Here is a 20,664-nt window from a genome sequence, read left to right as displayed (position 1 = left end):
TATTCGTTTGCATCTGAGCTGGCCCTTGGCTGGCTCTTTTTGTAAAGTGAAGGGAAAGGGTTGGAAACATTGGCCGCAAATGTTCAGAAATCATCACTAGCAGGAGAAAAAAAGTTCTCCTTTTTATTATTGCTAATCCTCATGCTCCTCCTATTAATAGGCGTATTAGTGCTTGCTATGGCCCTTGGCGCGAAAAAAATACCCTTCGCAGATGTATTCATGTCGATCATCGCTTTTGATGATAAGGCGTCTACTCATCAGGTGATCCAGTCGATTCGTTTACCCCGGGTACTTGCCGCTATGGCAACAGGCGCTGGATTTGCAGTAAGTGGAGCGATTATTCAAGGGATTAGTCGCAATCCTTTAGCCGATTCGGGGATTCTTGGATTAAATGCTGGGGCAGGGGTCACGTTAGTTATTGCTATGGTTTTCCTGCCGACGATTTCATTCACAGGTACACTTTGGCTCTGTATTCTAGGTGCGGGATTGGGAGCGGGTTTAGTCTTTAGTGTTGGTTTATTAAGTAAACGAGGCATGACGCCTATTCGGCTTGTATTGGCGGGTGCTGCCATCTCTGCTATGCTAACTGCCCTAAGTGAAGGAATAAGTATCTTTTTTTCAGTGGCTCAGCAGGTGGCTTTTTGGTATGGAGGAGGTTTAAGTGGCATTAGCATGGCCCATCTACAGCAAATGTTGCCTTGGATGCTTCTTGCGCTATTACTTGCCATCGTAATTTCAAAGTCGATTACTATACTTTCTGTAGGGGATGAGACAGCGGAAGGGTTAGGCGTTAATATAAAACTTATCAAAAATCTTTCGCTTTTAGCTGCATTTATGTTAGCTGGGATTTCATGTGCTTTAGCCGGATCTATAAGCTTTGTGGGCTTAATTGCTCCGCATTTGGTACGTTACATAGTGGGTGTGGATTATCGTTATATTATTCCATTATCCGCAATTCTGGGAGCCACCCTTGTTGTGCTTGCTGATTTAGTGGCACGAATCGTAAATGCCCCTTATGAAATACCTGTAGGTGCTGTAATTGCGGTTATTGGTGTTCCGTTCTTTCTATATTTGGCTCGTAAAGAAAGGCGGGAGCTATAGTGAAGCTAAGATGGAAGTTTATAATTATAGCAATCATTTTACTGCTAGGCTTTATATATAGTGTATCTACTGGTCAAAGCAGCTTAAGCTTACAAGAGTTATGGCAAACCGTATTGGGAAATGGAACACCGAGGCAGGAGCTTGTACTTTTTCAGTTCCGTATTCCACGTATGATCTTGGGTTTTCTAGTAGGTGGCGCGTTGGCAATAGCAGGAATGCTGCTGCAAGCCATAAGCCGAAATGCTTTAGCAGACCCGGGCATATTGGGGATAAATGCTGGTGCCGGATTATCCATGATGTTATTTTTGCTGTTACAAAATAGCTCAACCGGCTTACATACTTATGTTCAGCCACTGTATGCTTTATTGGGCGGATTTATCGTTGTTGCTCTATTATTTATGCTTTCTTATGATCGCAATCAAGGCATTATTCCCATTCGATTAATTTATACTGGTATTGCTGTTGCGGCTGCGATTAGTGCATTTATGATTGTGTTAACCTTCGTACTAGATCCTTCGCAATATCAGATGATTAAGGTGTGGCTGGCAGGGAACATAGGGAATAGTAATTGGAGTCACGTGTATGCTATGCTGCCTTGGTTACTTCTTATTGTGCCTTTATTAATTCGGAATCATCTTATATTGGATGTACTAAGGCTTAACGATCCTGTAGTCATTAGTTTAGGGGTATCTCTAAATAAGTATCGTGTTTGGTTTTTAGTGTGTAGTGTATTATTGGCGGCACCAGCGGTTGCTGTCAGTGGGAGCATTGGATTTGTAGGACTAGTAGTTCCACATTTAGTTAGACGACTCTTTCGTGGCCATAAAATAATGATTCCCGCATGTTTATTAATCGGTGGCGGATTAGTTGTTATTGCAGATGCGCTTGGTAAAATGGTAGTAGCCAATACTGAAATACCAGCAGGAGTAATCGTGGCTTTAATCGGAGCTCCATACTTTTTATATTTATTGATTAAAAGTGAATAACTGAAAAAAGCTATTGTGTGATTGGTGCTGGAAATAAAAAAAGAATGCCTTGATTATGCTATAATCCAAGGCATTCTTTTTTATATCGTTTTCGTTTTCAGCTTTTCTAAAAGAACTTTCCACCAGTGTATAGATTGCTCAAGTTGAGAAGCGTAGTAGCTTTCCATGAAATCTACACTTTCACGAGTGGAGCTATCTACATCTATTTGCTGGTAGATTTGATTTAATTGATCTTTTTTTATAAGTGACTGTTCAATTTTCTTCTCGATAATCGGGATCACTTTATCAGTCTCTACAAAACGAAGATTCACAAGAGCGACAATCATATCTGAAATAGATTCTGCCTCTTCTATTACCTTATAAATTTTGAGCGGGAGCTGCTTGCGCCCTTTATCGGTAATGGAAAACACCTGTTTGTCTGGACGATGTTCTTCTTTGATAATCTCTACCTGTTCAACTAAGCCCTGTTTCGTAAGAGATTCAAAGTGATAATACAGTTTGCTTTCAGATAGATTGAGCAATTTATCAAAAGGAATAGGGGTGGATAGTTCTTTTTTTAATTTATAAGGATAATTATTTTCATCCATTAACTTACTTAAGATATAAATTTGAATTGACATCACAGAACCCACTCCTAATTGTTGGCTAAACTCTATCTTACCAAACCTAGGCGGTTATTTCAGCTGTATTTTTAACTTCAACGGGCAGTATAGTTTCTTTAGTCACAGGTACAGGTTTATGAACAAACCGGACGATTACAATGTTAATCATCATAGCCCCGGCAAATACGCCTGCTAATCCCCATAAGAAGGGGGCTGGACTAATGGAACCAAACATTTGTGCCAAATAAGCTTGCACAGAATAATACATCGGGGTGATGCGGCCGAACCAATCGTATGGTGTATACATCATATCACGAGGCATGGTAGCACCATTGGCGATGGTTTGCATGAGCAGGATTGGAATATTTAAGACCATACCGCCTTCGCCAACTAGGAAGACCATAATCGCACACACGTTAAATGCAGCCATATACATTAGAATTTGTTGAGCAGCAACTGGTAACAGTAAGGATAGGTCTACATCTGCAACAGAGAAGGCAATGGTTAAAGCAACGACTGTTGATAATACAGCGATTAATAAAGCTGTGAATTGAACGAACATAAACAGTTTTGTTTTGCTTGCTTTCCCGCGGTTCGCTTTAAAAGAAGCAACTAATTGCATGGAGGCAATCATTGCCCCAACATAACCAGCCATAGTTAAGAACATAGGTAACATGTTGTTGTGCATGCCGTCCGGAACATCATTGATGACAACATAATTCCCGACGTAGCTATTTTCAATTTGTGTAGCCATTGCGGTGGCTTGTTCTTCTGGTACGTTAAAGTTCATTAACACACCTTTTGCGGTTTGCTCTGAGAAGTTCGCGCTTAATTGTTTGTTAATTTCTCCTACAACGGAAGACATGGCTGAAGATACCATGGTGGCAGAAGCTTCGTTGACTGTGAAATCAATACTTGCGGATACCTTACCGCTTTGAACGTTGGCGGAAAATTCTTCTGGAATATGGACAACTAGAGCTAACTTATTATGTTCTAATTCATCCATCGCTTTTTTATTCGATACATCGGTTTTTATCGTTTTGAATGGTAAGCTCTCCGAGAACTGACTCGAAATCTGAGCCCCATATTGACCTGCATCATCATTGACAATAGCAATTTTTAAATCATCCATGTTCCCTGGAAGTGCTGTATACCCTGGTAAGAAAATACCAAGCATCGCAATGGCATAGAACACACCCATAAAAATAGAACCAATGGCCCCTTTGGACTTCAAAAACTGTGAAAACTTCAACTGTATTCCTTCTTTCTTCTGAATAACACTTTTATTTTAGTACTCCAATTAAAGTACTTTTAACTGAGTGAGATTTATAGTACGATAATTCATTATAAATGTCAAATTTAAGATACAATGGGTAAGTAGTGAATGATTAAAAAAATGAATAACTGAAGGGACTTCGAATATGAACAAGGTTATTGTAATTGGTGCAGGCATATTAGGGGCTTCAGCAGCTTATCAGCTAAGTAAGTTAGGTGCTGAGGTCATCATTATAGATCGTAAGGATGTTGGACAAGCAACGGATGCAGCAGCAGGGATTATTTGTCCATGGTTGTCTCAACGCAGAAACAAAGCATGGTATCGTCTTGCTAAATCGGGAGCAAGCTTTTATCCGGCACTTATTCAAGAGTTGGAAGAGGCTGGAGAAACCGAGACTGGATACGCAAAAGTTGGAGCGATATGTATCCATGAGGATTTGAAAAAGTTACTCGCGATGAAAGAAAGAGCGGAGCTGCGCAGAGAGGACGCCCCTGAAATAGGGGAACTTACGATGCTGACGGATCTTGAAGCGCAAGAGAAGTTTCCATTATTGTCGGAAGGTTACCATGCGCTTCATGTATCCGGCGCAGCAAGAGTGAACGGACGTGAATTACGTGATGCTTTGCTAAGGGCTGCTCAGCGTAATGGTGCGCAAATGATTGAGGGCGATGCTATTTTAGAACATGATGAACATGAAATTAAAGGGGTTAGTGTAGGAGAACAGACATTCACAGCGGATGAAGTGATTGTGTGCGCAGGGGCTTGGTCTAACGCTTTGCTTCATCCGCTTGGGATCATGCTTCAGGTGCGTTATCAAAAAGCTCAAATTATGCATTTGAAGCTTGCTCAACAAGCGAGTACAGAGCAATGGCCTGTGGTAATGCCGCCTACAGATCAATATATACTCGCATTTGCGGATCAAAATATCGTGGTAGGTGCTACTCACGAAAATGATGTCGTAGGTTATGATACTGCTGTAACCGCAGGAGGGATGCAAGAAATATTAAATAAAGGTCTGCAAACGGCTTCCGGTCTTGCGGATTGTAGCCTAAATGAGATAAGAGTAGGGTTCCGTCCATTTACAGCAGATTTTCTTCCCGTGTTGGGCAGGGTTCAAGGATGGAATAAACTAATTGTTGCTAATGGACTAGGATCATCCGGATTAACGATGGGACCCTTTCTTGGTGAGCAACTAGCCAAGCTGGCCATGAATCAACAGGTAGATATTCAGCTTGAAGACTATGCATTAGAGCATGCGATAAATGAGTAGTAAAAAAGGAGGTCAGCGATTCGATCCGCTAAAGTGCCACCATACGTATTCCTTAAAACGACAGAGATGTCGTTTTTTTTAACTAAACATTTATTCCTGCTTATTGTAAGACGCTCTTAATAAAGCTACTTCTCTGTAAACTCGTTGTCCTTCTGCTTGGCATTAGTCTACTTTAGATGCCTCTTCGAGAGAATGAATGAGAAATCTATGATCTATCGGTGAAGACATAACAATCAGGATCGTATAGGTTCCATACTTATCACATTGATTGCCAAACTCTTCAAGAGCATGTGTAGATTCGGTCACTACTTTTAATAAATAGCTGTGTTCTCCACTTATACGGTGGCACTCGGCAACTTGGGGAGAGGCATGGACAAAGTCAAGAAATGCCAGGCAGTCTCTAGTCCGAAACAACATATAGGCTGCCGTATTTTTCCCGATTTTTTCAGGGGAGATGATGGTGCGATATTCCTCAATGATTCCTTTCTCTTCCATTCTTCTAACTCGTTCCGTAACCGCAGGTTGAGACAGACCTACGGATTTCCCCAGTTCTGTCATTGAAATCCTCGCTTGATTTTGAAGATAGAAGAGAATTTGTTTGTCTACATGATCCACTTTGGATAGCCTCCTTTATATTTAAGGTAATTCATTAAAACTCCTTTAATTACTTTGTTAAATCATCATAATTGATTGATTATAATATGTAAAATGAATAATTTACATTATATAATATGACTCTCACCAAAATGATGATCTACACTTGGAAAGTTAGAGAGGATGGCTACCATTGAGAAAATTTGATTTAAATAAAGTAGGTACAGAAGATTTACAGGCACGTATTGATGAGTCTGGAGGAAACTCCCAATGAGACTCTCCCACTCCCGCAAAAATATAATCACATTAGCTGCTATATGTTTGTCCGCATTGATGTTTGGCCTCGAAATTTCCAGTGTGCCTGTGATACTGCCTACCCTGGAAAAGGTACTGCACGGTAGCCTCAAGGATATGCAATGGATTATGAACGCCTACACCATTGCCTGTGCGACAGTTCTGATGGCTGTTGGAACGCTGGCTGACCGGTATGGAAGGAGGCGTATTTTTATTATCAGCCTTATCTTGTTCGGTATTACATCTTTGATTTGTGGCTTGGCGCAAAGCACATCGGTTCTGATCGCCAGCCGGTTCCTTCAAGGCGTGGGTGCTGGCGCGATGCAGATTTGCCAGATAGCCATTCTTTCACATCGGTTTCAGAAAGGAGAAGAACGCAGCAAAGCCTTTAGCACATGGGGGATCGTGTTTGGTATCGGTCTCGGTTTTGGACCTATCATTGGCGGTATGATCGTGGCTGTATTGAACTGGCATTGGGTTTTTCTGGTCCATGTCCCGCTGACCCTTTTTACTTTGATCCTTGTCTTCAGCGGCGTGGAGGAGTCCAGCGATCCACAGGCAAAAAAGCTGGACATTATCGGCATCGTCACGCTTTCGTTGACGGTTTTTGGCCTGGTCTATTTTATCACACAAGGGTCGGAACTTGGTTTTAGAGGTACAGCATCCCTCAGCATCCTTGTTGCAGTGGCAATAAGTTTCATAGTATTTCTATTTGCGGAGAAGCACAGTGCTCATCCAATGTTCGACTTTTCCGTATTCAAGATACGTAATTTTTCTGGTGCTCTCCTTGGCTCCGTCGGGATGAATTTCAGTTTTTGGCCATTCATGATCTATCTTCCAATTTATTTCCAGAGTGGGCTTGATTACGACATCGTAAGTGCCGGGTTGTCTGTTCTGGCTTATGCACTGCCCACCCTGGTAATTCCGCCTCTGGCAGAGCGATTTTCGCTCCGCTACCAACCGCGCATAGTTATCCCATTGGGTCTATTCGTTATCGGCTTGGGCTTCATTTTGATGAAGTATGGCAGCAGCGGTGATCACGCCAGCTGGTTGACTATGCTCCCCGGCTCTCTGTTGGCTGGTATTGGGCTGGGATTAACCAACACGCCTGTCACCAACACGACTACCGGCTCGGTACCTAGTACTCGTGCAGGTATGGCTTCCGGCATAGACATGAGTGCCAGATTAATCAGTCTAGCCATCAACATTGCCGTAATGGGCTTCATTTTACAGGAAGGCATCTTTTCTTATTTGAAGAAAGCTTTTCCTGAGACTGTCGATGTTTTACAATTGCGATCTTTGGCCGAAAAAACAGCTGCCGGAAACACTTCGTCTCTCAATCAGGGTTTTCCAGAACTATCCTCACTGGATGCATCTGGAGCTATCGTCCATGCCTCGCTTGTACACGGCTTTGGTTTGGTGATGCTCTATGGCGGTATTGGTGTCTGGGTGTTGGCCGCGATGAGTTTTATAATTTTTGGACCCAAGAGAGCATTGTTGCAAAAGTAGAGAGTGAAGACTATCGCGCCCACAAGCGATTCGTGAGTCTCAACTGATTAATAAGCCGCCTAGTATTATCACGTAAAGTCGTTGTATTATTGCTTTGGAACAAAACTGAAATGAAGTAACGTTAAAAACCCCTTCTAGCGAAGCTTTTTTTTATCCTTTATACTGAAAAGACCAATTAATCTTCCTAGGAGTTGTCTAACGAATCATGATAAAGAAAGAAGTCGCGCATATACGCAAGCAATTTAAGCTGGATCACGATTTAATGAGTATTTACGATATTCTCAACGTGTATATTATGAAGGAAAGCAACGAGATCTATCATTGGGAGCGCCAGCCATTTGGAATGGTGGACAGAGAGAAGCAGGAGCTGTATATGGGCAATTTCAAAAAACTCCTGACCGGTGAACTAGATCAGAAATTGTTCGAGTTGAAGTTTCAAGCGGAAGCGGAGGAGCCAGCGCAGGTGATGCTTCATCAAGCTTTGGTGACAGGGGATCCAGATGAATGGCAGGACCTGATGCTACTGTTGGTGGACAGAATGATGGCGGATACTCATTATGAACGGGATACGGTGATCACTTTCGTTCGAGGACAGTATTTCCGCCCGACTAAAGATAGAAACGATGAAGCCGAGGAAAGTGAGAAAAACGAATTATTCGCGCATCCTTTTATCCTATGCAGCGTGAATTCCACGGAGAAACAACGGAAGGCTCTCTTGTTTGATTACGTGGAGCGGGAGTTCAAGTACAATGTCATTGTAGATCCGATCGTCAAGTTAAGCACACCGGAGCAAGGTTTCTTTTACCCAAGCGTGACGGACAATTATTCCGATGTGAACCGCATTCTGTATTGTACGGGGAAATCGAACTTTCCAGATCCGCATTTTGTCGGAGAGGTCTTGAATGCCGAAAGATCCATGACGGCCCTGGAAGAGAGAGCTATATTCGAAGACATCGTGAAGGAAGTGGCGGGCGAACAGCTTGATGCAACCACTCTCGCACAGGTGTACGAGGAGATCCATCAGGTCATCGAAACCAACGACGATAAGGAAGAACCTCCAAAGCTCGATTATAGAGATCTGGAACGTGTACTGACGGTAAGTGGCGTAGAGAACGTGACAATGGAAAAAGTGGAACGGGCGTTTGAAACGATCGTTGACGATAAGCATTATGAGATGAAGGCGAGCAGCGTGATGCCGAAATTCACTACTAAATCGATTAAGATCGATACAAAGGTAGCTACGATTTCGGTCAGCCCGCAGGATTTAAAATATGTGAAGCAAGTGAATTATCATGGGAGACGCTGCATTTTGATTGAGGTTGACGAAGATGCCGTGATCGAAGGCTTCACACTTACTACAGAGAATCTTTAGACCGCTTCAACAATGCTATGGGCTATCCTTAAAGTCTTTGAACAAGACTAAGGATAGCCCAATTTGTTTTGTATCAAATACGGTGATTAAAGATATATTCGATATATTCTTTTGCGCTAGTATTAATTTCTTCATCGCTGGCTTGAAATGAAGCTCCAAAAACAGCAAAGTACGGTAGGGCTTCTGCGCCTACATGTTTGGCACTGGCTTTAAAGGGTGCGATCACTGCGTCTACGGTAAAAGAAACAGAGCCCTCTGGCTGATAATTTTCTTTTTTATCACCGATGGACAGGGCCAGCCCTAACTTTTTCCCGTTAAGCTTGTTCCCGTTTGATCCATAAGCCCATCCGTAAGCCAACACATCGTCAAACCATTTTTTTAATAGCGGCGGATAACTGTACCAATACAACGGGAATTGAAAGATCACATGGTCATATGTTTCCATTAGATTCTGCTCTCTAGAAACATCAATATTCCAGTCAGGATACTCTTTATAAATCTCATGAAGGGTAATATCGTTGGGATATAACAGCAGTTCTTCTTTCCAGCGCTGGTTGACCCTCGAATTCTCAAGGTTTGGATGCGCCAAAATCACTAGTGTTTTCATGATGAATCTCCATTCTCAGGCCTATATTATTTATGAATATTATTATTATCTTGCAGGTTGTAAAAAAAGAAAATACACACAATAAAGTAAGATGGTTACTTCGAGGTGTGTACTGGACTCCGAAAAAAATATATGCAACAATGAAGTTTTGAGTAAGCTTAATTTGATCAGCATGAACGAGGTGTTATTCTATGAAACAATATCATTTAGGGATAGAGGCAACACTAGAAATCATCGGCGGAAAGTGGAAAGCTTTGATCATTTGCTTTTTGATGTCCGGTGCCAAAAGAACAAGTGAATTACAGCGTAATATTCAGGGCATCTCACAAAAGGTTCTGATCCAGCAGCTTCGTGAACTTGAGAGGGATGGGCTTGTCAAAAGATTCGTGTACCAGCAGATGCCGCCAAAAGTTGAATACAGCCTCACGGAATATGGCGTTACAGCCAATAAGATCGTGGATGTTATGTGTTCTTGGGGAAAAGAAAATATAAAAATAAGACAAAGACGAGGAGAAGAGATCGTCTTGTTGGAGGATACATGTCCTGGAGCAAATTAAAGCAACAACTGGAGAGTTTTCTCTGTCCTGCGTTATCCGGCAAGGTTGAATATCGCGCAAGCAGCTACCGTTATTTACCTGATAAATCAGGGAGCTGTTATATTTCGGTAGATAAAAAGAACGTACTCAATATGAATGATAGAACTAACTCAATCAGATGGTATCAGACGGAGCAGGAGATTAAGAATGATTCAGAACTCCAAATTCCAATCCACCCTGAAGACATTGAAGCGGTTAGAAAAGATAGTAAAGGGAACATCCCTGAGGATCGTCTAATAGTCATTGCAAGAAGCAGAAAGATATCAGAAGTTGCAAAGGAGCTTTTGTCAGCACAGACGTCATTAAGTAAATCGAATTTTATCGTTATAGCTAATAAGTTTTTATCTACTTCTATAGAGGAAAGCATAGAGAGCGATGATATCTTATTGAATATTCTGGCTTTAGTGGACAGACGGGTTGGGAAAAAGCGGATTTTAAACATGAGCGAGAAGATGCAGTTAAAGCATCCGATTGTGCAATATTTTTATGAACTACGTCGTAGTACATTGTGAATATAACTAAACTCTCCCTTGCTCAATGGCACCTGCTTCATCCATTATAAAAAGGTAATCATCTCCCCCATAGAGCGTATCTTTACCTGTATCCATAAAGGAGAGAAAATAGGATGGAACTCAAAAAAATAAATGACTCTATTTATTATTTGGAAAGTGTCCGAGAAACAGACAGACCTGTTTTGGGATATGTTGTAGGTGACAGCTTTTCAATTATGATTGATTGTGGTAATTCAAAATCGCATTTAGATGCCTTTATAAAGTGTTTAGATGATAACAATCTGCCACGTCCCAAATATGCTTTGATCACGCACTGGCATTGGGATCATACCTTTGGTATGCATGCTTTTGACGGGGAAACTATAGTCTCTTCAGCAACGAATGAGGCACTAAAGCGCCTGAAAGAATGGGAATGGGTTGAAGAAGCTGTGGTAAAACGCTTAGAGACCAAAGAAGAAATAGCATACGCCTATAACTGTATGAAAAAAGAATATGATACGTTTGATAAGATTAAGGTTAGCACAGGAAATATTATGTTCGAGAATGCTTTAACGCTGGATTTAGGGGGCACCACTTGCCAGATTATAAAGGTAGGAGGGCCACATGAAGACGATTCTTGTGTTGTATATATAAAAGAAGCGGGAGTATTATTCGCAGGCGATGCACATAGCGGGGATTATTATCATGGAGAAGGTAAAATTGATCCGATAAAAATGAAAGAATATATTGAGCTTTTATCGACTCTTTCATTTACTACGTATATCCCGGGGCACGACGCCCCTATGAGCAAGGAACAAATCATTCCCTTGTTAAATAGATTTTGTGAGGTCAAGTAAAGGGGGAACCGTATCATTAGGGCGGAATTTTGTAAACTGTTAATTAAGCAGGTTTAGCAACAGGGAGTATTTTTAACTCATCGATAGAATTAGGTAATACATGATATAATTGTCATAATGTTATCTAATAGGTGGTGAATATACTTTTGAAAAGAGCATCAACAGAGGAGTTATTGAAGTTTAAACAAACTTTAAGTCCACTTAAAAGAATAGAGGCTAAAGATGAAGTTGCAGCTACGGTAGAAAATTTACTGATTGTGAGCAAAGAACCTGGTTTTAATTTGGTAGAAAAGACGAAATTAAAAGAGAAGTTATCAGTAGAAGAGCAAATCGAGTATTTAAAATTTAAAGGCATTACTTTCAATTCCTATAATGAGTCATTAGCTAAAGAAATATTAACAGATCGAACTTACTATTATAAAGTTACTGCTTTCAGAAAGAATTTTAATAAAGATAAAGATAACAAATACACAAATGTTGAATTTTCAATTTTAAATGATTTAGCTACAATAGATATGCATTTTAGGTATTTATTTTTAAAGTTGTCTTTAGATATCGAACATAATATAAAATCTTTAATTATTCGCTTGATAACTGAGAGTGATGAAGATGGTTTTGAAATTATTGATGAGTATAAATTATTTGAATTAGAAAGTTATAGACAAAAACTTATAACAAAAGAACTAACGCTTGAAGTAATCGAAAATAAAATTAAAAAATATGAAACTATAGATAAAAAATTATTGGAGGCATTTAAGTCTCAAAGAGATTATAGCTATGATTTGATTGTTAAAAGGAAAAATAAACCTTCCATATGGGTACTCATTGAATTAATGTCTTATGGTCAATTATGTTTCTTTATTAAATTTTATGTTCAAAAAAAGAAATATAAATATAAAGAATTAAAACTGGCGGATAGCCTATTATTTGATTCGAAAAATATCAGAGATTCCTCTGCACATAGTAGACCTATTATTTTTAATATTGTAGGGCCTAATCAATTTTTAATATCTAATGAAAAGCGTATAAAATTGCAAGTTCGAAATTATTTAACTCAAAATTGTAATATGAGTGATTCAAATACTAATATTCTACTTAGAAATCTTAAAACACATGATATTACTGCCCTACTGTATTTACATGATTATTATGTTAAAGGAAGAATTTCAAGAGTTGAACGTAAAAAAGAATTAGTAAGTCTCATTAAAAGATGTAGATTGAAGAAATCTTTTTATGAAGAACATTCAGAGTTTGGAGAGATAATGTACATTTTAATCAAACTGGTCAGAAATTATAAAGTGAAACCTTAAGATGTTATTGACTTGACTATTTTACAGTGATAAAATTCAGTTTAGATGAAAGACCCTTCCGCAAGGTCGTCTGGAAAATAGGGTAACAGCTATTTCTAGATTAAAGGAATCAAAATCCTTGAAACAATTATTACTTGTGTAATTGTTTCAGGGATTTTTTAGTGTCTAAATTATTTATAGAACTTAACTTATCACTATCACAAAGAACCATATCATAAGTAAGTGAGGTTTTGATTTGAAGGTAAAGAAGCTTATTCAAAATAATTAAATCTTAGGTAGGCTTTCTTTTGAGTTACCAGTAATTCAACTTAGTCCTATTTTGCTTGTAAGGTCTGAGCTCGCCATGCGGACATACTTGCTGAAGTAAGGGTACTATCTGGGTACCTTTTAAACTTCGACTTGTGGATGATATGAGGATCCTTACCACATAACAGCTTATTTTATTAGGCGACTTGTTAGGTATGAATTCGGTAGTGTACCGGACGCATGCCTTTTTGTTGTGCTTGATGGGGCAGTTCAGAGGGGGGGCTTATTTGCGTTTATTGGGAAGCAGCGTTACGATTAACCATAAGCAGCCTTGCTTCAGACCCCTTCCGAGCTATTAGAAATCTTAGACGAATTATACATCGATGGCTGGGGACTTGTACAGAAAGGGAAACAGAAATGGATAAGAAAATAAGCGTAGAGAATCTAAAACTGACACCACAAAATGATACTTATTATATTGCTTGGAGTATCGGAGTCGATAAGAAGTATAAAAAGCATATGAAAAAAGAAATAAAGAGCCAACTCACAGACGTTCTAGGATCCATGACTCAAAATAATGCTGTGGAGGATATTTCAGTTTACAGTCATAACAAAACAGCCGAAAAACATGGAGAATTCATTATATGGGATTATCTTATCCTAATGCAGATCAAGGAAAAGGAAGATGCCGAAATCATTTTACCTAACTTAAAAAATGTGAATATACCTTTCGTGCTCGAAACAATCCGTATGGAGTTACTTGTAACCACACCAAACAGCACGTACCCTACACCAGGGGAAGGCGCGCGAAAACGGCATGTAAAGCCATTTTATGCAATTGAATATGTCGATGTTCAGCCTAATCATTTAGATGAATTCCGAGACATAATGATTAACAATAACGGACCGGCAATGAAGTACATAATGGAGGAAGCGAGATGGTGTCATAATTTTTATGCATTAGAAACGCTGACTGTCTTCTATCATAATTCAAGTTATCCTACTTGGAATCAGATTCATGTCATAGGTTTGTATTTGGAATCAATTTTTCTATATAAAAAAGATTTCTCAAAAGGGCTGGCACTGACCCACAGCATTTCATTTGAAGAAAACTTTGCGCAGTTAAAGAAGATAAGAACCATGTTATATAAAACGATCGGGAGAAAGATGATCTAGAATAGACCAATGGATAAATGGATCATACCCACCCCGTAAATTCCAATATAGACGCTTTAGCGGATTGTGCTTCGGATTGTGCGCCTTTACGCCATTGTTTAGGTGACTCACCCATAAGCTTGGAGAAACATCGGTTGAAGCTGGATATGGACTGAAAACCTACTTGCTCAGAGATGGAGAGAATGGAATCATCCGTACTTTTTAACTGCTTGCAGGCCTCTTCAATACGGGTACTGTTTAGGAAGTCGAGAGGTGCGGACCCCATAATCTCATGGAATTTCCTGCGAAAATGAGTAGTACTTAGGTGGCACAGATCAGCTAAAAAATCGATAGTAATTGGCATCATGTAGTTTGTAGTGATGTATTCCAGAACGGGTGAGATGACAAAATCGCCCTTCAGGCTATGCTCTGTTTCTTGATTAACCAAGGGTTCATACCGGGAATGAATTCTTAGGAGTTCTATATAAAGCGATAACAATAAGCCGTAGGCACTTTCTTGATAGTAAGGATTTTTTTGTTTCAATTCCTCCACGACCGATGTCGCAAGGGTATATACCTTGGGATGTTCCTCTTTATTCAAAATACAGTTTGTTCCCTTTATAGCCCACAGATTCGGCTCAAAGTTGCTGTAAGCGCTCTTGAAGGATTGCTGAAAAAGATCCTCAGGCGAAAAAAAGATATAAGACCACAGACTGGCTTCATTCGGCGAACTATAAGTTGTATGAGGGAGATACCTAGGGATGAAGGTCACATCTCCGGCTTTAAAAGGCACAGATTCTCCTTTGATCTCCATGATGCCGCTATCCGAATGGCAAATGCCAATCTCCAAATGATTATGGAAATGCAGATGTTCACTTTTAATATCAGAAATCTTCCAACGTTCACCGCTTAACAGCAAGATAGGAAAGTTTATCGGTAAGCTGTAGTGGCGGTATTCAATGACGGGCTTCTTTTTTCTGGGCATATTCTCAATACTCCCATTCTTATTACGTAGGTTGAGTAGATTATAGGTTAACGTTATATCAAATTCAACTATATAAAGAGAACTTGATATTATACAATTTGGGAAAAAAGTGGCGGAGGAGAAGTTTGGAACTGTAGGAGCGTTAGCGTCCGCCTTTGTCAGCAGATTTCCACCGCGAAGAGCGGTATAAAATCAAGAAATTCTTACGACAACAGCGGCCGGAAGTCCAAACATTCTCTGTAGTCACGGCCAATCTCGAAATATAAGAACTACTAGTTAATGGTTGAAATTGCACAGTTTAGTTATGAATATGCTTAGAATCAGACCATTTTACTACTTACAATAGAGTTAGTAAAGCGTTTACAATATGGACGGACAGCTCTCAAGCGCCTTTGGGGGCGTGTGCGAAAGAGAGGAGAAACAAGATGCTTCAATTAACTTATGACAGAGAAGAGATTTTAAGGGTCATCGACAAAGTGGTCAGAAAAACAATGGCGATGGATTTAACATGGGACTGGCCTTGTGGTGTGGCTTATTATGGGGTAACCAGAGCTTATGAAACTACAGGAAATAAAGAGTATTTGGATATGCTTGTCCAGTGGGCAGATGAATATATCGAGCTGGGTCTGCCGGATTGGACAGTTAACACCTGTGCCATGGGCCATATGCTGATCACTTTGTATGAGGAAACAGGCAATCAGAAATATTGGGATATTGTGATGAGCAAAGTAGATTATCTACAGAACAATGCGCTTAGATTCGGAGATCATGTGTTGCAGCATACCGTCTCTATTTCTAATGATTTTCCAGAACAGGCATGGGCGGATACCTTGTTTATGGCGGCATTTTTCCTGCTCCGTGTAGGAAGCAAATTAAAGGATCAGGAAATGATTCAAGATGCCTTGAACCAATATTATTGGCATATCAAATACCTGCAAGATCCTAGCAGCGGGTTTTGGTACCATGGCTACAATAATGTGAAGCAGGATCACATGTCTGGACTATTCTGGGGCAGAGCGAATGCTTGGGGCGCATACACCATGTCGCAAGTTAAAAAGCTTTTGAAAGAATGGTATCTGTATCCGCAGTGTATGGACGTGGAGTGTTCGCTGCGCGATCAGTTGGCCGCACTCAAGCTGGTGCAAACGGAGAACGGTCTGTGGCGGACAGTACTCGATGACGAGGAGTCTTATGAAGAAGTATCCGCGTCTTGCGGCATTGCGGCTGCTATGATCAATAACGGCAATCCGCTGCATACCAAATATGTGCAAAAAGCCCTGAAAGGTATTTTGAACAATATCAGCGAAGATGGACGGGTACTGAGTGTCTCTGGCGGAACAGCGGTTATGAAGGATCGGGAAGGATACCGCAATATTCCAAAAGACTGGATTCAAGGCTGGGGGCAAGGCTTAGCATTAGCTTTTCTATCCGATATGCTTAAATAGGAGGGATCCAAGTTGTCCAAACAAACAACGGGGGCCTTTACACTGCCGGGAGAATCCGGTTATGAGGCATTGACCCTGGAATTAGCTGAACGTTGGGGTGCCGATGTCATCCGTGACAGTGACGGCACACAGTTGTCCGATGAGATTATCAACGCAGGATACGGCATTTATTCTACAATCTGCATCATCAGAGATCATAACGAATGGGCGTCCCAGAATTCAGACAAGCTGCAGCAGAGCTTTTTAATAACAAATCCGAAGGTAGCGGTACAAGATTATTTATCCATCTATCTGATGGAGGATTTTTTTGCTGAACAATTCCGAGTGAATGATTCCAAAGAGGCGTTTAAGTACTGGCAGGTTTTTGACCGAACGACGGGCGAAGAGGTTCCAAGAGAACTGTGGAATTATGAGCGGGAATCGGGAAATGTAGTCATTACTGGAATAACGCCTTGGCATAAATACACAGTCAGCTTCATGGTCTACCGGATTTGGGAAGAGATCTCCATGTACAATCACACCACGAATCACTGGGAAAAAGAGCATCTGATGCAGATTGATCCCATCTATGTAGAAACGCAAAAATATTTACTCCATTGGATAGAAGATTGGTGTCATAAGCATAAGGAAACAACAGTGGTTCGGTTTACCTCCCTCTTTTTTAATTTCGCCTGGATATGGGGCAGTGATGAGCGCAATCGCCATTTGTTCTCGGACTGGGGTTCATATGATTTTACGGTAAGCTCAAGAGCGCTTGATCTGTTTGCTAAAAAATATGGGTATTCGCTCACGGCCGAGGATTTTGTGAATGGTGGGAAATATCGGGTCAGTCATATCCCGGCGCAGCAGCGGAAGCTGGACTATATGGCATTTATCAATGATTTTGTCATCGAATTTGGTAAGCAATTAATTGATATTGTGCATAAGCACGATAAGCTGGCGTATGTCTTCTATGATGATAGTTGGGTTGGCATGGAGCCTTACAATGACCGTTTTGAGGAGTTTGGTTTTGACGGGATGATTAAATGTGTGTTCTCAGGGTATGAGGCAAGGCTTTGCTCTGGTGTAAAAGTAGATACCCATGAGATTCGGCTGCATCCCTATTTATTTCCGGTTGGATTGGGAGGGCTTCCTACGTTTATGGAGGGAGGTAACCCTACGCACGATGCCAAAAAGTATTGGATTAATATCCGGCGCGCCTTGCTCAGAGAGCCTATAGATCGGATTGGACTGGGCGGATATTTGCATCTTGTAGAGCCTTATCCGGATTTTTGTGATTATATCGAAAAGATCGCGGATGAATTCAGAGAAATTAAAGAGCTGCATCATAAAGGCAAACCGTATCACATTAAGACGAAGGTAGCCATTTTGCACGCTTGGGGCAAATTGAGATCGTGGACCTTGTCCGGACATTTCCATGAAACGTATATGCATGATTTGATTCATATCAATGAGGCTTTGTCCGGGTTGCCGGTTGAGGTGCAGTTCATTGATTTTGAAGATATCCGTAAGGGAGTATTACAAGAGTGTGATGTAGTGATCAATGCCGGCTCGGCAGGTTCAGCATGGAGTGGTGGAGAATATTGGAGTGACCATAAGTGCGTGGACTTACTGACAGAATGGGTTTATGAGGGCGGTACTTTTATAGGTATCAATCAGCCTTCGGCGCTTGATGGTTATGACAGCTTTTTCAGAATGGCACATGTGCTTGGTCTGGATGAGGATACAGGCTCCAAGGTAGCTCATGGAAGATGGACATTTGAGGCTAGAGATGAGCAAGGTTTAGTGCCTGAAGGAGCCAGCATAACACCTAAAAATAACATCTATCTTACGGATGGCTCAGCGGCGGTATTGTGTGAAAAGAGTGGGATGATAACATTGTCCACCCATGCCTTTGGTAAAGGAATGGGGATCTACCTGCCTTCTTTCACCTTAAGCTTTGAAAATACAAGATTGCTGTTAAATGTGATTCGTTATGCCGGGAATGAGTTAAAGGAAACAAAGTATATTACGGATAATTTATATACAGAGTGTGCTTATTATCCAGAAAGTAAAATACTCGTCGTGATTAACAATAGCGACCAGCTTCAAAAAACTACGATTGATACGGAATATGGACAACAAACGTTGGAATTAGATCCGTTTGATACTATTATCCGAACTATTGGCGATTAATCCCATTAAAAAAGCTCAAGCCAGCGGCTAACTTGCCGATGCTTGAGCTTTTTGCTGTGAGGCCTATAGTATCTGTTATCTACTTATTTTGCTTTTATGAATTCAGCAGATTTGATCCCAGCTTGACGACCAAAAATAATGATTTCTGCAACAGAGTTGCCGCCAATCCGGTTTTGTCCGTGTAAGCCGCCTGTAACTTCGCCTGCCGCAAACAGACCAGGGATAGCTTCACCATCTTTATTTAGAACCTCTGTGTTCGTATTGATCTTCACGCCACCCATGGTGTAGTGAATCCCAGGAGCAATTTTAATAGCGTAGAAAGGACCAGTGGACAGGTCATTGTCCATTCCTGTAGTTCTGCCAAATTCGGCATCCTTTTTATTCTTAACGGCGCTGTTCCAAGTATCAAGCGTTGTTGCCAGCTTATCCTCTGGAACACCGATTTCTTTGGCCAAAGCTTCGATGGAATCCGCCTGAATCACGAAGCCCATTTTGTCATATTGTTCAATAGCCTTCACACGGGATTTAACACCGGAATCAAAGACCAGCGTAGCTGCTTTTTCAGGTAGTGTATTGATGGAAGCTGTTACTTTATCACGGGTATCCAATTCATTGGTGAACCGTGTACCTTCACTGGAAACAAGGATAGCGCCTTCCCCACGAACAGCTTCGCCGATGAGGTAGGATTTTTCTTGCTGCACAGTCGGGTGAACTTGGATTTGATCCATATCGACGGTTGTGCCGCCGAGTTTCTCAATCATCTTGATGCCGTCTCCGGTACTGCCGATTTGGTTAGTAGTAACGTAGCCTTCCAAGTCAGGTCTTACTTCGGAGATCAAATCCATATTGGCACCGAATCCGCCAGTGGTTACAACGACAGCATCTGCCGTAATTGTTTTTTCCTCTGTTTGGTTAAAGAGGACCTTGACGCCATTTACTTTGCCATCTTTTTCAGTGATTTCTTTGACATCAGCATTCACGAAAAGTGGGATTTCTTTCTCTTGTACGTTTTTTACTAAACCTTTGACAAGGTATTGACCCACAGCAGAGCCATCTTCAGGACGGTGTGTACGTTTTTCGTTCATGCCGCCTGTAATGGTGATATTGTTCAAGCGGATTCCGATGGAATCCAGCCAATCGATCGCACTCGCGGAATTATCAACGAAGAAACGAAGCATTTCTTTGTCGTTAGTGTCATGGCCACCTTTTAATGACTCTTCATAAAATAAATCATTGCTGTCTTCAATGTTTTGTTCTTTTTGGAATTTCGTTTCAGAAGCGTTCATCCCCGAAGAGGATTTGGTTGTGTTCCCGCCGGCAACCGGCATTTTTTCCAAAATAACAGGGTTCATGCCTTTCTCTTTGGCCTCAAGCGCCGCGGACATTCCCGCACCACCCGCACCGACAATGATGATATCATATTTATCTTTTAATTGATCGAATGGTGTGTAGCTTGCTTCAGATGCCCCGGAGACGGCTTCAACTTCTTTTTTCTCGTTGTTATTACTCTTGCTCTCGTTCACCTTGTCGTTTCCATTACCGCAACCTGCGATAACGAGCATGACAGAGAGGACGAGACTCAGAGCACCAGCTGCTTTCTTTTTCATTGTTAACCCTCCACTTTTATATTTCTCTATTAAGATGTACCAAAAGAACCCGACAAAAAAGAAAGGAAGTATCAGAGGGAGTTGGAAGTGGAGAAGCGCGCGCGTCGCTGTTATTCTCCTAACTTCAAATCTTCTACGGTTACGTCCACACTTTCCATCGTTATTCTCTTTAGTTCATCTTCTTAT

General features: G+C 41.0%; 18 protein-coding genes. 12 read left to right on the top strand and 6 right to left on the bottom strand.

Going from position 1 to position 20,664, the window contains the following annotated elements:
• Positions 1–60: 60 nt before the first annotated feature.
• Both MKY63_RS06850 and MKY63_RS06845 read left to right on the top strand, forming a co-directional pair.
• Positions 61–1,101: an iron ABC transporter permease gene (locus MKY63_RS06850; RefSeq protein ID WP_339812184.1), complete on the top strand. Its 1,041-nt coding sequence runs from the start codon at positions 61–63 to the stop codon at positions 1,099–1,101.
• Complete coding sequence (locus MKY63_RS06845) at positions 1,101–2,087, top strand: iron ABC transporter permease (protein ID WP_162164281.1); 987 nt, start codon at positions 1,101–1,103, stop codon at positions 2,085–2,087. The genes MKY63_RS06850 and MKY63_RS06845 overlap by 1 nt, the downstream gene beginning before the upstream one ends.
• 80 nt (positions 2,088–2,167) lie before the next feature.
• On the opposite strand, the gene MKY63_RS06840 is transcribed toward MKY63_RS06845, so the two are convergent.
• Both MKY63_RS06840 and MKY63_RS06835 read right to left on the bottom strand, forming a co-directional pair.
• The gene (locus MKY63_RS06840) at positions 2,168–2,707 is read right to left on the bottom strand and encodes a helix-turn-helix transcriptional regulator (protein ID WP_339812181.1); all 540 of its coding nucleotides are present in this window, start codon (positions 2,705–2,707) and stop codon (positions 2,168–2,170) included.
• 46 nt (positions 2,708–2,753) lie between these two features.
• Entirely contained in the window at positions 2,754–3,941 is a 1,188-nt protein-coding gene (locus tag MKY63_RS06835; protein WP_076185138.1) for an ABC transporter permease, read from the bottom strand.
• Between the two features lie 169 nt (positions 3,942–4,110).
• Between MKY63_RS06835 and MKY63_RS06830 the strand changes: the two genes are divergently transcribed.
• Positions 4,111–5,235: an FAD-binding oxidoreductase gene (locus tag MKY63_RS06830; protein ID WP_339812180.1), complete on the top strand. Its 1,125-nt coding sequence runs from the start codon at positions 4,111–4,113 to the stop codon at positions 5,233–5,235.
• Between the two features lie 162 nt (positions 5,236–5,397).
• On the opposite strand, the gene MKY63_RS06825 is transcribed toward MKY63_RS06830, so the two are convergent.
• Entirely contained in the window at positions 5,398–5,850 is a 453-nt protein-coding gene (locus tag MKY63_RS06825) for an Lrp/AsnC family transcriptional regulator (protein ID WP_076128537.1), read from the bottom strand.
• 249 nt (positions 5,851–6,099) lie between these two features.
• On the opposite strand from MKY63_RS06825, the gene MKY63_RS06820 reads away from it, so the two are divergent.
• Positions 6,100–7,632, top strand: coding sequence for an MFS transporter (locus tag MKY63_RS06820; RefSeq protein ID WP_076305257.1), 1,533 nt, complete (start codon positions 6,100–6,102; stop codon positions 7,630–7,632).
• A 205-nt stretch (positions 7,633–7,837) separates the two neighbouring features.
• Complete coding sequence (locus tag MKY63_RS06815; protein ID WP_076185135.1) at positions 7,838–9,004, top strand: DUF4317 domain-containing protein; 1,167 nt, start codon at positions 7,838–7,840, stop codon at positions 9,002–9,004.
• Between the two features lie 73 nt (positions 9,005–9,077).
• Here the strand turns inward: MKY63_RS06815 and MKY63_RS06810 are convergent, their stop codons facing one another.
• A complete protein-coding gene (locus MKY63_RS06810) occupies positions 9,078–9,611 on the bottom strand; it encodes an NAD(P)H-dependent oxidoreductase (protein ID WP_076305256.1) in 534 nt (177 codons plus the stop codon).
• Between the two features lie 191 nt (positions 9,612–9,802).
• Here MKY63_RS06810 and MKY63_RS06805 point away from each other — a divergent pair, with 191 nt between their 5' ends.
• The 5 genes from MKY63_RS06805 (at position 9,803) to MKY63_RS06785 (ending at position 14,287) form a co-directional block, all read left to right on the top strand.
• Positions 9,803–10,168: a helix-turn-helix domain-containing protein gene (locus tag MKY63_RS06805; RefSeq protein ID WP_076128545.1), complete on the top strand. Its 366-nt coding sequence runs from the start codon at positions 9,803–9,805 to the stop codon at positions 10,166–10,168.
• On the top strand, positions 10,150–10,719 hold the full coding sequence (locus MKY63_RS06800; protein WP_076185132.1) for a hypothetical protein: 570 nt from the start codon (positions 10,150–10,152) through the stop codon (positions 10,717–10,719). The genes MKY63_RS06805 and MKY63_RS06800 overlap by 19 nt, the downstream gene beginning before the upstream one ends.
• Before the next feature lie 113 nt (positions 10,720–10,832).
• Entirely contained in the window at positions 10,833–11,555 is a 723-nt protein-coding gene (locus MKY63_RS06795; protein ID WP_339812175.1) for an MBL fold metallo-hydrolase, read from the top strand.
• Positions 11,556–11,701: 146 nt separating this feature from the next.
• Complete coding sequence (locus MKY63_RS06790; protein WP_339812173.1) at positions 11,702–12,865, top strand: Abi family protein; 1,164 nt, start codon at positions 11,702–11,704, stop codon at positions 12,863–12,865.
• Between the two features lie 663 nt (positions 12,866–13,528).
• A complete protein-coding gene (locus MKY63_RS06785; protein ID WP_076104110.1) occupies positions 13,529–14,287 on the top strand; it encodes a hypothetical protein in 759 nt (252 codons plus the stop codon).
• 22 nt (positions 14,288–14,309) lie between these two features.
• Here the strand turns inward: MKY63_RS06785 and MKY63_RS06780 are convergent, their stop codons facing one another.
• On the bottom strand, positions 14,310–15,251 hold the full coding sequence (locus MKY63_RS06780) for an AraC family transcriptional regulator (RefSeq protein WP_076274717.1): 942 nt from the start codon (positions 15,249–15,251) through the stop codon (positions 14,310–14,312).
• Positions 15,252–15,676: 425 nt separating this feature from the next.
• Between MKY63_RS06780 and MKY63_RS06775 the strand changes: the two genes are divergently transcribed.
• Positions 15,677–16,696, top strand: coding sequence for a glycoside hydrolase family 88 protein (locus MKY63_RS06775; protein WP_339812171.1), 1,020 nt, complete (start codon positions 15,677–15,679; stop codon positions 16,694–16,696).
• A 12-nt stretch (positions 16,697–16,708) separates the two neighbouring features.
• Complete coding sequence (gene gnpA / locus MKY63_RS06770) at positions 16,709–18,871, top strand: 1,3-beta-galactosyl-N-acetylhexosamine phosphorylase (protein ID WP_339812169.1); 2,163 nt, start codon at positions 16,709–16,711, stop codon at positions 18,869–18,871.
• Positions 18,872–18,954: 83 nt separating this feature from the next.
• On the opposite strand, the gene MKY63_RS06765 is transcribed toward gnpA, so the two are convergent.
• On the bottom strand, positions 18,955–20,478 hold the full coding sequence (locus MKY63_RS06765; RefSeq protein ID WP_076282566.1) for a flavocytochrome c: 1,524 nt from the start codon (positions 20,476–20,478) through the stop codon (positions 18,955–18,957).
• Positions 20,479–20,664 lie beyond the last annotated feature (186 nt).

The organism is Paenibacillus sp. FSL R7-0189, assembly GCF_037969925.1.
GTDB lineage: Bacteria > Bacillota > Bacilli > Paenibacillales > Paenibacillaceae > Paenibacillus_AQ > Paenibacillus_AQ odorifer.
The sequence above is the reverse complement of the archived record's forward strand: the minus strand, read 5'-3'. Positions and strand labels throughout refer to the sequence as shown.

Bases quoted from the DNA above. Each gene is read 5' to 3' on its own strand.
- MKY63_RS06840 (WP_339812181.1), bottom strand. From the start codon at position 2,707: ATGTCAATTCAAATTTATATCTTAAGTAAGTTAATGGATGAAAATAAT.
- MKY63_RS06805 (WP_076128545.1), top strand. From the start codon at position 9,803: ATGAAACAATATCATTTAGGGATAGAGGCAACACTAGAAATCATCGGC.
- MKY63_RS06795 (WP_339812175.1), top strand. From the start codon at position 10,833: ATGGAACTCAAAAAAATAAATGACTCTATTTATTATTTGGAAAGTGTC.
- MKY63_RS06820 (WP_076305257.1), top strand. From the start codon at position 6,100: ATGAGACTCTCCCACTCCCGCAAAAATATAATCACATTAGCTGCTATA.
- MKY63_RS06810 (WP_076305256.1), bottom strand. From the start codon at position 9,611: ATGAAAACACTAGTGATTTTGGCGCATCCAAACCTTGAGAATTCGAGG.
- MKY63_RS06780 (WP_076274717.1), bottom strand. From the start codon at position 15,251: ATGCCCAGAAAAAAGAAGCCCGTCATTGAATACCGCCACTACAGCTTA.
- MKY63_RS06830 (WP_339812180.1), top strand. From the start codon at position 4,111: ATGAACAAGGTTATTGTAATTGGTGCAGGCATATTAGGGGCTTCAGCA.
- MKY63_RS06800 (WP_076185132.1), top strand. From the start codon at position 10,150: ATGTCCTGGAGCAAATTAAAGCAACAACTGGAGAGTTTTCTCTGTCCT.
- MKY63_RS06775 (WP_339812171.1), top strand. From the start codon at position 15,677: ATGCTTCAATTAACTTATGACAGAGAAGAGATTTTAAGGGTCATCGAC.
- MKY63_RS06815 (WP_076185135.1), top strand. From the start codon at position 7,838: ATGATAAAGAAAGAAGTCGCGCATATACGCAAGCAATTTAAGCTGGAT.
- MKY63_RS06785 (WP_076104110.1), top strand. From the start codon at position 13,529: ATGGATAAGAAAATAAGCGTAGAGAATCTAAAACTGACACCACAAAAT.
- MKY63_RS06765 (WP_076282566.1), bottom strand. From the start codon at position 20,478: ATGAAAAAGAAAGCAGCTGGTGCTCTGAGTCTCGTCCTCTCTGTCATG.